Source organism: Paenibacillus sp. FSL R10-2736 (assembly GCF_038000245.1).
Taxonomy (GTDB): Bacteria; Bacillota; Bacilli; order Paenibacillales; family Paenibacillaceae; genus Paenibacillus_AQ; species Paenibacillus_AQ phytohabitans.
The window spans coordinates 2,649,185-2,662,476 of record NZ_JBBOBN010000001.1 but is presented as its reverse complement, the minus strand read 5'-3'; the positions used below and the strand labels follow the sequence as shown (position 1 = coordinate 2,662,476).

Below are 13,292 nucleotides of genomic sequence, written 5' to 3'. Positions count from 1 at the left end.
ATCAAGCGCAATACTGCTCCTCATCCCCGCTTCCCGCCCACTTTCGGCGGATTCAGGGGTACTTCTGCCCCTCATTCAGCTCATTTACCCTATCGTTGGCACATTGTATTCGGTTTTTCGCATACATTCGATCTGTCTCTCTCGTTCTCTAAAGTCCTTAATCAAGACATACGAATCAACAGATTGCATCCAGGGCCGGCGGCTCAGATACGCTTCTAAAAACTAGCGTGCCCAAGTTCAGTTTTTGGGTATACCAGTCGCCGAATAACAACCTGACTTTCGCGTCTAAACATGGGATCATTTGACCTAACACAAAATCAAATTCATCCTTCAGACGGAGAAGGCTCTGCTCCAAATTCCAATGAAACTTATCCCCGACAAACGAATATCATAATTTCGGGTACGCCCTACACAACAAAAAACGCCCATCCGCTGATGAGCGTCACGCAACCATTATTCCCGCACTATTAATAAGAACTTGATTATCGGCCTGCTTATAATCCTGATAACAATCCCTTAATATACCCGCTTAACTCTCGCGCCGTCTGCTGGTGGGCCAGTAACCCCGGATGGGTTCTTGCTCCCGCCGTTTCGTCCGTCATATCCGGCAATTGAAACACTGACACTTTCTTGTCGCCAGTGGACTGGATATAAGCATCCACAGCACGATAAATCGCCGGCATCAGCGGAATGCCCAGCATGCCATACGCCCAGAGAATATGGGCAGTGTTGTTATACCGTCTCAGCTTGCCCAGGAATTTCACCACTGCCGTCTCAAACGCCGCCAGATCCTCATCGTGGTAACTTCCATCTTCCTTCAGCCGCTGCTTATATCTCTGCCCGGTACCTTCATCCACCCATTCCGGGGAATGAAAAGCACCGTTATCATTAGTGCCAAGATTAACGACCACGACATCCGGCTGCCAGGATTCGAAGTCGTTCACCTTATGCGCTCCGAGCGCTTCATTACGCTCTCCGGTGAGCAGGCCGCAGACTTGCTCGTAGATATCTGGAAGATTCCCCTTCGGATTGTTATCCCAGCTGGTGAGCACGCCCCAGCCGCTCTGCGAAATCACCCGGTAGTCTGCATTTACGGCTTCTGCGGTCAGGGCCGTGTAATTATGTACACCGCTGAACCAGGCCGGTATCCAGTCCAGCTCCTCCCGGGCTCCGATAACGCCTTCACCTGAAGTGATGCTGTCGCCGATGAACTCAAGCCGGTAGCGCTTCGCTTCAACCGGCAGGAACGCTCCGTCTGTGCGGACCGCATGGAACTGCAAATAGCAGCCCGGGTCGCCGCTCATGGCCTGGACCTCTTTTACAATCCGGATATTCTTCACGGTGTCAGGGTTCATACCGCGGAATACACAGATCCAGTGCCTTCCGGCAATCAGCATCTGTCTGCTGACCGGAACGGAGTTAATCAAGATACTGATCCAGGATTCGTATTGGTCATAACCGGATTCCACCTCAATCCACAGCCCGGAAGCCTGGACATTCAGCTCGATGGCACTGCCCGTCCAGAATAACGTAACCGGGTTCAGGCTGCCGGTCGTTCTGCCATGAATCATCAAATGCTCGATCTCAGCCAGCCGCTGTACCTGTAAATGGGTAATCCCGCTCATTCTGATCCCTCCCGCCCTGTGGCAATCGTGAAGCTGCGGACCTTCATCCATTTGCCGCCGACCCACTCGTCGATGGTTCCCTTCTTCGTCCGGACACAGAATTTATGCGCCGTCCCGCGGTCAAAGCCCGTTGCTTCATACAGCAGATCATCGCCTTGCTGCCCTTTGAAGTACACCTGCTTCAGTCCGAGTCTGTTCAATAATTCCAGCTTCACACTTTCGGTATATTGCCTTGAGAATTCTTTTGACATCTATGTTCCTCCTGCGCTAATTAAGTTCTTTACTGTTTTTCGGATCGCTTATATGAGGATAACGTAAAAGCTGCGGATTTACATCTTTATTTTAAATCCCGCTGCCTCAAATCTAGTTGATTTTGAACTCTCCTATGTAATAAAATGAAAAGATTAAATAGAAAAGGATGCGCATACGCAATGCCGTTTAAGGAATCACGCTCGCTCAGTAAAAGATCGATTCTATTCTTCTCCCTAATTATGCTAGTTAAAAGCTATTTCGCCTGGTATTACCTGTTCGAAGACGGGCCGACCTGGACCACATGGCTGAAAGAGATTCCTTTTGTGCTGCTGCTGTTCTGCCTCATCGAATGGTTCGCCACAAAGCGGAAAATTGCCATTTATATGCTCGTCAATCTGCTTATTACCGTATTATTCTTCTCTCTGATTGTCTATCATAATCATTTTGGCATCATTGCTACTTCTCAGGTCTTCGGCCAGGTCAAGCAGGTGGGAGCCGTCAAGAAAAGTATATTCGCCGTCGTTCACCCTCAATATATGCTTATATTCGTAGACATTATTATTATCAGCCTGGTTATGCTCAGACGCAAGAAGGCACTGGCTTGGAAGCACTCGATGTCCCGCCCCAGTAACCGCAAGGCGGTCGCTGCCCTGTTCTGTGTCTCACTCGTCATGTGTATGATGAATATTTTTCCGAATAAGGCCAGTATGAACGAGAATGTCAAAGCCGAACAAATGGGGATCCTCAATTATGAAGCTTATGCCCTGCTGGGTGAACCGGAGGAAGAGCAGATTGATCAAGCGGAGATCTCACAGGCAGGCATTGATAAGACCAAAGGCATTCAGACCCTAGCCAATCCGGTCATGTACGGGGCCGCCAAGGGTAAGAATCTGATCATCCTGCAAATGGAGTCCTTCCAGAACTTCCTGATCAATCTGTCGGTTGACGGTACAGAAATTACACCTAACCTGAATAAGCTTGCCGCCGAGAGTTATTATTTCCCCCGGTTCTTTCAACAGGTGGGTCAAGGTAACACATCGGATGCCGAGTTTATCGTAAATACTTCCTTCTATGTTCCGCCGGATGGTCCGGCTACAGAAATGTATGCACCGAAAGATCTGCCCAGCTTGCCGAAGCTGCTGCAGGCCCAAGGTTACGATACCGCAACCTTCCATACGAATGAAGTCGATTTCTGGAACCGTGGAGAACTCTACAATGCGCTTGGCTTTAACCGTTATTATGACAAAGCCTACTTCGGTGAAGAGGATACTGTCTTCTATGGTTCATCGGATGAAGTCCTGTACAACAAAACATCGGCAGAGCTGGCCCGGATGGATCAGAGTGAACAGCCCTTCTATTCACATGTGATCTCGATGTCATCGCATAACCCGTTTACCATTCCAGAGAGCAAATACAAGATGACCTTGCCGGAACGTTATGAAGGTACACTCGTTGGAAACTATATCCGGGCCGAGAACTATGCGGATTATGCACTGGGGCAATTTATGGATGAACTCAAAAGCAGCGGGGTATGGGATAACAGTGTGGTTGTGCTTTATGGCGATCACCGGGGACTTCCTATTTTCTCGCTCAAGGATGATGATAAGGTCTTAATGGAGGAAATTCTGGGGCATGAATATAATGAACGCGATCTGATTAATATCCCGCTCATCATTTCAGCTACCGGCATTACGTCTCCAAGTGTGAAGGAGCAGTTAGGCGGACAGGTTGACATTCTCCCTACTGTAGCGAATCTGCTCGGCGTGCCGCTGGACTATCATATTCATTTCGGACAGGATTTATTGAATCAGACCCATTATAACCTGCTGCCGCAGCGCTATTATCTGCCTACGGGCTCCTTCGTTAATAACGAAGAGCTCTTCTTATCCGGCAGCGGGTTCGAAGACGGACAGCATTATACGTTATCCGGTGACGGGACGGAGCTCCTGCAATCGACAGAGGATGAGTTCACCCGCGCACTTGAGCTTCTGCGGATGTCGGACAGTTATGTTACACAGCTGCCGGACCGTGAAGTTAAGGATGAGAGTAGCTCTGATTAAAAGCTAGCACGAATAGAGCCCGGCCCCGGAGAAGCGTCTCCAGGACCGGGCTCTTTATCTGTGATCACAGCTGCTTGTTCAGGAAATCCTTCACAGCCTGGCCTGCCGGAAGCGGCAGCTGCATCCAGACATAAGCATGGAGAGAGTCAGTAATCCGCGTAATCTCATAGCTGTCCAGCAGCCCTGCGAAAGCGTCCAGACTGCGGCGGATGGACTCGTTTGCCCACTCTTCTTCGCTGGGGAGGAATAGTACCGGACACTCTATTTTCTGATAATACTGCTCAAATGACAGATCCCAGAACTTCACGATATATTCAGTCCTCACACGGTTCAGATAACAGTAGGTGTACTTGCCGTCCGGAAGCTGCTGCAGACTATGTTCATAAAAGGCCAAGAAATATTCATTCCACAGCCCCTCCGCTGTCAGCTCCGCCCGTTGTTCGGCAACATACTCCTCTATGCTGTTGAAGATCCGTTCTTCCCGCTCACCCAATTCTGCACGCAGCTGTTCTTTTCTCTGCACAATTTCTTCTGCTGTACCTTGGAATATTCCGTATTCGCCGAATTCATTATTAAGTGCGCCTTCGCAGACCAGGGATAACACTCTCTCCGGATGCGCCGCCGCCAGACTCAGGCCAACCTCTGCTCCCATTGAGCTGCCGACGATATGGCACTTGTCTACCTGCAAATGCTGCAGCAGCAAATACATATCCTCTGCCATCTGATCGATATGATAGCCGGTTTCCGGTTTGTCCGATTGTCCATGCCCCCGGATATCGGGAGCAATGATGCTGTAGTCCTGTGCAAACTGCGGGAGAATCCCCTCCCACATGTTGAGGTTCCCGCCGCTGAAATGAAGAAACAGAATAGCAGGCTTGCCGTTTAATGAATGCCTCACGTTTATCGCTAACTGCCCTAATGAAATACGTTCCTCGATCAAAATTCAAACCTCCATGTTATGTATGTTAATCTTATGTATTGGCCAGAACTTCTGGTGCAACCGCTCATCCATAGGCACCAATCCCGCCTGCTGATCATACACAGATAGAAAGAAGGGCGGGATGCGGGATGGGTAACATGCGGAATGAACAGGACTGGGCCATCTTTCTGGCTGCCGTCTGCGGACAGACCTATGCACAATTTGAACATGCGGACGGTTCGTTCGTGGTTCCGGCGGACTTCTCGGTCGTGCATAATTTCCGGGCGAAATCCATGGGCGGTATCTCCGAGCCCTTTGGCTTCATTCTGGAATCACCGCAGGAGATCATTATTGCCTGGCGCGGAAGCAGCTCAACCACCAATTGGCTCTCCAACATGAATGCTGCGCAAAAGAAGTTTAAATATATCAAGGAAGACTGCCTGACGCACAGAGGCTTCACAGATATTTATTCGTCGGCAAGAGAGGAAATCCTCTCCATACTCGGCACCTTGTCACCGGAGAAAACGGTATACGTTACAGGCCACAGCCTTGGCGGGGCACTAGCAACCTTATGTGCTATAGATATTGCTGCTAATTCAGCCTACAGGTCTCCCCGCCTGTATACGTACGGCTCTCCGCGTGCGGGTGATCCTGCATTTGCCAAAGCTTTCAGCAGCTATGTCCGCAGCAGCTTCCGTTATGCCAATCTTTTTGACGTCGCCACCTACGTTCCGCCTACCATCTACAAGCTGCCCCGGCATGAGAAAAAATACTATTACACCCATGTGCAGACGCTGTACTCATTATCTTTCCAGAACGGGACGGTTGAGCTCAATCATGTGCTTAGAAGCTACTTCGCAGTACTGTCGAAGCAACGGCCGGAATACACAGCGTTATTATGTGCAGGGAACCCCGGTTTCTGTCCGGTGCTTGAATTGATTACCTGATCACCGCTTTTTGGGTACCAATGTTACGATTATTCCGTCAGCTGCAAATTGGCCTTCCGGATCACTTCCAGCGGAATCTTCGGTGTCCGGTCCGCAGTGAGCAGCCCGTTCACTTCCTGCTGGACATCCGTAATCTGCGTATAGCAGTAGCCGCAAATATAAGGGGTGTCCTTGATAGCCTGCGTAATCCTGCTGAACCGTTCAATGAAGGCATCGGTGCTGCTTACCTGCTCTCCATACCCCCAGCCGTCACCGGAATCAAAGGCAATGCCGCCGAACTCACTGACGATCACCGGCTGGCCGCGGTATTCATAGCCCTGAGCCATGGCATATTTCCAGTTGTTGAATGAGGCTGCCCTGCCAAGTACGCTGCCGGAGTCTGCATAACGTTCAAGCAAGACATCTCCGCTCTCTTCATAATCATGCAGGGTGATGATATCGCTGATGGTGTGCTCCCAGCCGTCATTCACAATGACCGGACGGTTCGGGTCGATGGATTTGGTCAGATGATAGATCCCCTCGGTGAATTTCTGCTGCAGCTTGCTCGTGTAGACCTGCGGAATCCCCCAGGATTCGTTAAAAGGCACCCAGGTGATAATCGAAGGATGATTATACTGCTGCCGGACAATCTCCGTCCATTCGTTCGTGAAGTTCTCAACAGCCTCATCGTTGAACTCAAAGGTTGCCGCCATCTCCGACCAGACCAGCAGGCCCTTTACATCGCACCAGTACAGGAACCTGGCATCCTCAATCTTCATATGCTTGCGCACGCCGTTGTAGCCCATCGCCAGAATTGCGTCGATATCGGCAATCAGTGCTTCTTCGGACGGCGGGGTCAGATGGCTCTCCGGCCAGTAGCCCTGATCCAGAATGAGGCGCTGATACACAGGTGTATTGTTAAGCAGCACCTTGCCTTGTTCGACTGAAATTTTGCGCAAGCCGAAATAGGAATATACCCGGTCAATGACCAGACTATCTTTATAGAGAATAAATTCCACTTCGTACAATGTCGGCGCAGCAGGTGACCATGACTGCAGCTTCCACGGGCCGTTTGCTTCGTGAGTCAGTTCCACATCAAGCTGCAGCCAGGCCCGGTCTACATGGAGCGAGACCTGCTTAAACGTCTTCTGCCCCGTGCTGATCTTGGTCTCCAGGCGGAGATTGTCGTCCGCTGCCTGTGTCTGATATTCGAAACGGACAGAGCGGTTATCGAGATCCGGAGTGATTTTGACAGCTTTGAGATAAGAGGGCGACACATACTCTACCCACACACTTTGCCAGATTCCCGTTGTCTGTACATAGAAGCACTCGAAATTCTCATCCACCCAGCGCTGCTTGCCCCGCGGCTGAGTACAGCTCTGGCTGTCTTCCGCTTTGACCACCAGCCGGTTGGCCGCTCCCGCATCCGTGTTAACATAATCCGTAATATCCAGTGAAAAGGCCGCATAACCGCCTTGATGTCCTCCGGCATAGCTGCCGTTAACCCACACCTTCGCGGTATAATCCACCGCCTGGAAATTCAGCATCACCCGCTTACCATTCAAGTCCGCAGGTAGCTGCAGTTCCCGCTCATACCATACATAAGGATGGAAGGTCGTCTCGCCGATCCCGCTGGCCTCCGTCTCGTAAGTGAACGGAACCTGTATCTTCAGATCCCCGTGGAGCTGCTCATTCCACCGCTCCCGTTCACCAACATTGCCATCGTCAAACCGGAAGCTCCATTCCCCGTTTAAGCTCTGCCATTCCTTACGGACGAACTGCGGACGCGGATAATCCTTAATATAATGCTCGGTTGCCATAGTATTGCACACGCTCCTTAAGAACATTATTTTTGTTTTATTACAATAAAGATGTATTAATTATTGCAGAATCTGCTGAAATGTCAATCACCGATTGTACAGCATGAAGAACCTGCGCTTAAGGCCTCAGGTTCTTCGCATAAATATCGTATGTTCATCGTAAATGCTACATCTGTCCATCGCTTGTCCTCGAAATTCCGTGCCTCCGATTCCCTATACAGTATAAAAGATCTTCATCACCAGATCCTGCTCATAATCGCCGAACTTCCGCCCGAACAGATTCATTCCGCCCTTGAAGACCGCATTCTCCTTCACACCCAGCCGCAGATCCACATGGTTCTGCTCTGTAAGCTTCAGCTGGCTCAGATTGACGGCGGATATCTCTTTGTGGTCGATCGTGCTGCGGGTATTGTCTACGCTCCAGGTCTTGAGCGAGCCGAACTGGGTCCCCGTATCGATCCACCAGGAAGGATTCAGCTTCCCGCGTCTGCCGCCGAAGTCGCCGGGCGAGGTCCAGGTGCCAACCTCCACGTTGTTGATCCACAAGGTAATATCCGAAGGCCAGTCGTTCTCATAATTCGGCGCCTCGGAGCAGATCTCCATCGAGAACTGGATCAGGCGGACCGCTGCCCCCTGCGGGATTTCCAGCGGATAGCGGTATTCAAGATACCCCTTTCGCAGCCAGAGCAGCTGGGCATGAACACGGTCCGGATGGAAAAAGCCCGCCGGTGAGTCCTCCACAATAATCGGCCCAGCCTCACTGACCATGCCGCAGGTGGGCGCCACTTCACAGGCCGTGAAATTGCCGATCGGCATTGCAATCTCGTAGCAATAGTCCCCTTGCTCCGCCTTCGCGCGGCGTTCCGGCACATTAATGATGATCTTGATATCATCATAGATGCGGCTGCAGACCTTCATGGAGCCGCGCGAAGCCGGCAGCAGCTCGGTCTCAATCAGCCCCGCCTGCTCCAGTACCTTCACATTTGAGGCGGATGTGGATACCGGTATCTCCAGCGCCTCCGCCAATTCTACTACATTCATTCTCCGGCTGTTGAGCAGCTCCAGCATTCTTAGTCTAAGCTCCGTAGACAGCGCATGCGTCACTTTCACCAGTTCCTCAGGATGTTCCATGGATAATTCCAGAATATCGATCACCGCTTTGCTGTCTATTTAAGATCTATTCCTATTCCTGCACAAAATACAACATTTCCCTCATTAAATCAGCCCAAATTGAAAATTGTTGTATAAAAGGCAGCATTCCCCCGCCCTCACGCGGCTTAACAGAAGAATTCTTGTATTTCGTACAACAATCCTCCCGAATGCCCGGGTATTCATGAGTCAGTGTTGTATTATCTACAACATTCATGCCTAGTCAGCGTCAACTTAAGAAACTCACTCTGCTGCGAACCCTTCCGGCAGCAGAACCACCTGATCCCCCAGCCGGACCTCCCCGGTCCGGATCACAGAAGCATATACGCCAAAGTTCAGATTGAACTCCTTATTCACTTGTTTGAGCAGCGAGCTGTCCCGCTCCAGGGTATCCGGGTTCATCGTAATCATAACGCAGCGGTCACAATAGCTGTCCACCTGCAGCTCTGCACCGCCTATCGATAAACGCCGGCCGAGCCATTCCTCTTCCCCAAGGGAATCCTCACTCATTTCCACGACAAAGTTCCCCCGGAAGCGGCGCTGATCAACAGGCTTGCCCCATAAAGCCTCCAGCTTCTTCAGGCTCTTATCGGTCACAAGCAGGATACTGGCCCCGTCCACAGATAACAGCTGCGGGTGTTTCGCTTCCGGGTGAGGCGCTTTGAACTCGGACATCGTAATTTGCGTGGAGGTCAGGCTCTGGATTTCATTGAGCAGCTCCGCATCCCAGCCGAAGACTCTGCCGTCTGCCGCCGTCACCCGGATATTCCCTTCGATATATTCCGCCTGATAACTAAGCATATTGGGGATCTTTCTGGCGGTAACATACTGCCACCAATCCTTCTTGGTCATATCATAGAAGGAGCAGTACCGGTCCCCCTGCACCCCGTAAGATTCTATCTTACACACTTCCAGCTCTTCTCCCGCAAAGGATTTCACCGGATAGCGGTTAATCGCCGTAATTTCACCAACTGTAATGGACACTAATTCCGCACCTCTTCTGTCTATAATGTAATGTTCCATCCATTCCCCGAATCTTCAATTATCCTTCTGCTCTTATCCGACAATGCCTTCTGCAGTAAGGTTTCATTGTAGCCCTGATCCTTGAACACACGGAGTATGGCTTCTGCCCGGTCCATCCTGTTTCTCCGGATATTCGACTCCAGCTGAATCTCCAGCGGGACTACAGGAACGGTATATCCGGCAAAAGGCAGCAGCTTAGCATAGCTCCAGATCGCCTGCCCGCCTTCCCAGATTCCCGCCCCATCTTCGGAGTCAGGAATGCCCGCTGAATCAGAAATATGTACTGCTTCCACATCAAAACCTTCAATGATCCATTTCCCTTTGGTCCAGGTGAACCCTGAAGCAAACGACTGCGTGAACAACGGTTCCTCGATTGACGATAACCAGCCCGGTTGTTCCCAGGACAAGAGAGGTTTAACCTTTAAGCTAAAGGGTTCAAGGACAGAAGCGATAACCGCCGCATCCCCTGCGTTCTGTGCATACAGATCGAGATCCCCCGGAGTCATCTCCGCTCCTTGCAGTACCGAAGCGACTGAGCCTACGATGATCCATTTGCAGTCTGCGCCTGATTTGGCGTAACGCTCACATACCGCTTTTAACGCTTCACTATAACTCATAGATGCCTCCTGCAATATAAACAGTATAGACCATACACTTTACCGTTTCGGCAAACACCTGTCCAGTTCCTTCCACTGCACAAAGTTTCGCAAAATAGCCCCACAAAGTGGGGCCTTGGCTTCGGGTGATGACTTATAGTGATTCCCGGATCACACGCTTGTAATACAGTACGGAGAGCAGTCCGAAGATCGAATACAGCACAGTGTAAACCGCCATTACCACGAACATCGGAGTAAGCATTTCGGTGCCGAAGAAGAACCAGCCGGACTTCACCGCGAAGTAGCTGTGGCACAGGCCGATGACCAGCGGAATGCCGAAATTGAACAGCTGCTTGAACTGGATACCGCGCAGCAGGTCTCCCTGAGTGAAGCCCAGCTTGCGCAGAATCGTGTATCCGCCCTTCTCCTCCTCGCCTTCATCCATCTGCTTGAAATAGAGAATACAGCCGGAGGTAATAAGGAAGGTCAAGCCCAGGAAACCGACGATAAACATAATGAGCCCCATATTCGTACGCTGGTTCAATTCAAATTCATATTGGGCGAAGCTTGGTGCTGCCGGACGCTGGTCCACATAGATTTGATATGCTGCTTCTCTCTGCGTGCGGTCAAGCAGTTCAATACCGTAATAGTTATCCGCTTCTTTCTTCATCTGCAGCTTCGGGTCCAGCGATTTAGCCAATTCCTGATACACAGTTTCATCGACTACAAACACACCGGCGCCGCCGCTATAATAGTAGGGAAGGATCGCATCCGCAGATAAGCTGATTAACTGCTGCTTAATGCTGCCGTTAGCAGTTATTAGCCCGACTTCTCCGGGATCAAGGCCCATGAATTTGTCCAGCGTGCTGTCATAACCCATAATCCGGACTTCCCCGGGTAATACGTCGATACCTTCCACACTGCTGTCGCTGACAACAGAGGTGCTAAGGATGCGGTCATCGGGATTGTCGAAATTATTTTTGCTCATGATATGCTGTGCGTCCACTTCGATCTGAAGCAGGTGCATTTCAATCTCTGTGTACTTAATGTGCTGCTCATCCAGGGCCTGGACAAACCGCTCCTTCACGGCCGCTCTGGCGAAGCCGAAATCATCCGGGGAGCTCTGCTTGGCTGTGGCCTCCGCCGAATAGTACGAAATATAGCTGAGGGACAGCAAACCGATGGCAAGCGCAGAGACCGTTGTGATGATTGTCAGCAGCAGCGAATTCGACTTCATCCGGAACATAATGGACGAGAGCGACAAGACCTCGTTGATGGATAAGTAGCCTTTTTTGCTATTGCGGATCGTATTAAATATGAAGCTGACTGAGCCCTTATAGAACAGATAAGTGCCGGCAATCACCAGAGCGAGGATGACAATCATAGCGGCCATCAGACCAGTCATAGTGATAAATTTGCCGCTGAACAGCTGTGTGGATACATAATAACCGCCAGTAATGAATCCGATGCCGAGCAGTCCGAGAATAATCTCCCACACCGGCATTTTACGGATACGCTGCTGGGTGGTGGATGTCGCCTTGAAGAGGGACAGGATGCTTTGCGCTTTAATGAAGGTGTAGTTCATGATCATAATCAGCACGTACACGGCAGCAAAGACCAGAATCGTCCGCACAAGCGCCTCCGGAGAGAAGCGGAGCTTCGCCTGGGCTTCTACGGCAAGAATTTTGTACAGGATCATCAGAATCAGCCGTGACATCACAAAGCCCGCACCCATGCCTAGAATCATAGACCCGAAATACAGAATCAGGTTCTCCGCACTCAGCAGCCGGAAGATCTTCCCCTTCGTCAGCCCGATCAGCTGGAACAGCCCGATCTCCTTGCTGCGCCGCTTGATGAAGATCGTATTGGCATACAGCAGGAAGATCGCGACAATGGCAATCAGCAGTATGGAGGAAGCGCCAATGGCTGCACCGCCTTTGATTGAACCGCTGACGGCATCCATAGCCGGATCGAATTGCAGCGTCACGAATGAGAAATAGAGGGCAACACTGAACACAAGAGCGAAGACATACAGATAATAGTTTTTGATATTCTTCTTCAAATTACGGAAGATAATATAGTTCAGACTCATTGCGCAGCACCGCCAAGCACGCCCTGGGTATTGATAATATCGTTGAAGAAGGACTGCCGTGATTCATCGCCTTTGTTCAGCTGCGTGTAGATTTGCCCGTCGCGGATGAATACTACCCGGCTGCAATAGCTCGCGGCAACGGCATCATGGGTGACCATGACAATAGTAGCCTGGCGTTTCAGGTTCATATCGGCGAGCTTGTTCAGCAGATCGGAAGCCGACTTGGAATCCAGAGCCCCTGTAGGCTCATCAGCAAAAATAATACTCGGATCATGCACAAACGCCCGCGCCGCCGAGGTACGCTGCTTCTGCCCGCCCGAGATTTCGGCCGGATATTTGTCCTTCAGCTCATATATTCCCAGTTCGCCCGCCACTTGCTCGAACTTCTGGTGAGCCTCCTTCTTCGGGATCCCGGTGATTGAGAGCGGCAGCAGCACATTTTCTTTAACAGTCAGCGTATCCAGCAGATTATAATCCTGAAAAATAAATCCGAGATGTTGCTTGCGGAATTCCGCCAGCTGTTTCTCCTTCATTCCCGTGAATTCCTTGCCCTCTATTTCAATGGTCCCCTGGCTCACCCGGTCGATGGAGGACAGGACATTCAGCAGAGTCGTTTTACCGGAACCGGAAGGACCCATGATTCCCACGAACTCCCCTTTATTCACCTGAAGATCGATCCCCTTCAAGACCTCCTGCTTGTTAAATTTATTGCCATAGGTTTTATAGATTTTGTTAGCCTGCATAATAACCATTATTCACCCACTCCTTTTCTATAGATCTATCATAAGCGGGCTGATATACATTATCCTGCGCTTCGCCGAACAAAGTGA

11 protein-coding genes are annotated in these 13,292 nt (G+C 50.7%); 2 read left to right on the top strand and 9 right to left on the bottom strand.

All coding sequences use genetic code 11. From position 1 onward, the window contains the following. Nucleotides 1-494 precede the first annotated feature (494 nt). Together NSQ73_RS11285 and NSQ73_RS11280 are read right to left on the bottom strand one after the other, a co-directional pair. Nucleotides 495-1,625 carry an SGNH/GDSL hydrolase family protein gene (locus tag NSQ73_RS11285; protein ID WP_340986477.1) on the bottom strand — a complete coding sequence of 377 codons (1,131 nt, stop codon included), beginning with the start codon at nt 1,623-1,625 and terminating at the stop codon, nt 495-497. Beyond that, complete coding sequence (locus tag NSQ73_RS11280; protein WP_039293813.1) at nt 1,622-1,876, bottom strand: hypothetical protein; 255 nt, start codon at nt 1,874-1,876, stop codon at nt 1,622-1,624. Before NSQ73_RS11280 ends, NSQ73_RS11285 begins: the two co-directional genes overlap by 4 nt. 180 nt (nt 1,877-2,056) lie before the next feature. On the opposite strand from NSQ73_RS11280, the gene NSQ73_RS11275 reads away from it, so the two are divergent. Continuing rightward, nucleotides 2,057-3,937 (top strand): LTA synthase family protein, encoded by a 1,881-nt coding sequence (locus NSQ73_RS11275; protein WP_340986476.1) that lies wholly within the window; start codon nt 2,057-2,059, stop codon nt 3,935-3,937. Nucleotides 3,938-4,001: 64 nt separating this feature from the next. Here the strand turns inward: NSQ73_RS11275 and NSQ73_RS11270 are convergent, their stop codons facing one another. Continuing rightward, nucleotides 4,002-4,877 carry an alpha/beta hydrolase gene (locus tag NSQ73_RS11270; protein WP_340986475.1) on the bottom strand — a complete coding sequence of 292 codons (876 nt, stop codon included), beginning with the start codon at nt 4,875-4,877 and terminating at the stop codon, nt 4,002-4,004. 128 nt (nt 4,878-5,005) lie between these two features. On the opposite strand from NSQ73_RS11270, the gene NSQ73_RS11265 reads away from it, so the two are divergent. Next, the gene (locus tag NSQ73_RS11265; RefSeq protein WP_340986474.1) at nt 5,006-5,803 is read left to right on the top strand and encodes a lipase family protein; all 798 of its coding nucleotides are present in this window, start codon (nt 5,006-5,008) and stop codon (nt 5,801-5,803) included. Nucleotides 5,804-5,832: 29 nt separating this feature from the next. On the opposite strand, the gene NSQ73_RS11260 is transcribed toward NSQ73_RS11265, so the two are convergent. The 6 genes from NSQ73_RS11260 to NSQ73_RS11235 form a co-directional block, all read right to left on the bottom strand. Next, nucleotides 5,833-7,602, bottom strand: a complete 1,770-nt coding sequence (locus NSQ73_RS11260; protein ID WP_340986473.1) for a glycoside hydrolase family 2 protein — start codon at nt 7,600-7,602, stop codon at nt 5,833-5,835. Between the two features lie 213 nt (nt 7,603-7,815). After that, nucleotides 7,816-8,733: an ArsR/SmtB family transcription factor gene (locus NSQ73_RS11255; protein WP_331281674.1), complete on the bottom strand. Its 918-nt coding sequence runs from the start codon at nt 8,731-8,733 to the stop codon at nt 7,816-7,818. A gap of 261 nt (nt 8,734-8,994) precedes the next feature. Beyond that, nucleotides 8,995-9,735: an MOSC domain-containing protein gene (locus tag NSQ73_RS11250; RefSeq protein WP_340986472.1), complete on the bottom strand. Its 741-nt coding sequence runs from the start codon at nt 9,733-9,735 to the stop codon at nt 8,995-8,997. Nucleotides 9,736-9,755: 20 nt separating this feature from the next. After that, a complete protein-coding gene (locus tag NSQ73_RS11245; protein WP_340986471.1) occupies nt 9,756-10,391 on the bottom strand; it encodes a hypothetical protein in 636 nt (211 codons plus the stop codon). A 133-nt stretch (nt 10,392-10,524) separates the two neighbouring features. Continuing rightward, complete coding sequence (locus tag NSQ73_RS11240; protein WP_340986470.1) at nt 10,525-12,462, bottom strand: ABC transporter permease; 1,938 nt, start codon at nt 12,460-12,462, stop codon at nt 10,525-10,527. Beyond that, nucleotides 12,459-13,214 (bottom strand): ABC transporter ATP-binding protein, encoded by a 756-nt coding sequence (locus tag NSQ73_RS11235; protein ID WP_042138379.1) that lies wholly within the window; start codon nt 13,212-13,214, stop codon nt 12,459-12,461. Before NSQ73_RS11235 ends, NSQ73_RS11240 begins: the two co-directional genes overlap by 4 nt. Nucleotides 13,215-13,292 lie beyond the last annotated feature (78 nt).

Excerpts from the sequence above, each read along its gene's own strand:
- NSQ73_RS11285 (WP_340986477.1), bottom strand. The coding sequence starts at position 1,625 with ATGAGCGGGATTACCCATTTACAGGTACAGCGGCTGGCTGAGATCGAG.
- NSQ73_RS11280 (WP_039293813.1), bottom strand. The coding sequence starts at position 1,876 with ATGTCAAAAGAATTCTCAAGGCAATATACCGAAAGTGTGAAGCTGGAA.
- NSQ73_RS11245 (WP_340986471.1), bottom strand. The coding sequence starts at position 10,391 with ATGAGTTATAGTGAAGCGTTAAAAGCGGTATGTGAGCGTTACGCCAAA.
- NSQ73_RS11275 (WP_340986476.1), top strand. The coding sequence starts at position 2,057 with ATGCCGTTTAAGGAATCACGCTCGCTCAGTAAAAGATCGATTCTATTC.
- NSQ73_RS11265 (WP_340986474.1), top strand. The coding sequence starts at position 5,006 with ATGGGTAACATGCGGAATGAACAGGACTGGGCCATCTTTCTGGCTGCC.
- NSQ73_RS11255 (WP_331281674.1), bottom strand. The coding sequence starts at position 8,733 with ATGGAACATCCTGAGGAACTGGTGAAAGTGACGCATGCGCTGTCTACG.
- NSQ73_RS11240 (WP_340986470.1), bottom strand. The coding sequence starts at position 12,462 with ATGAGTCTGAACTATATTATCTTCCGTAATTTGAAGAAGAATATCAAA.
- NSQ73_RS11235 (WP_042138379.1), bottom strand. The coding sequence starts at position 13,214 with ATGGTTATTATGCAGGCTAACAAAATCTATAAAACCTATGGCAATAAA.
- NSQ73_RS11260 (WP_340986473.1), bottom strand. The coding sequence starts at position 7,602 with ATGGCAACCGAGCATTATATTAAGGATTATCCGCGTCCGCAGTTCGTC.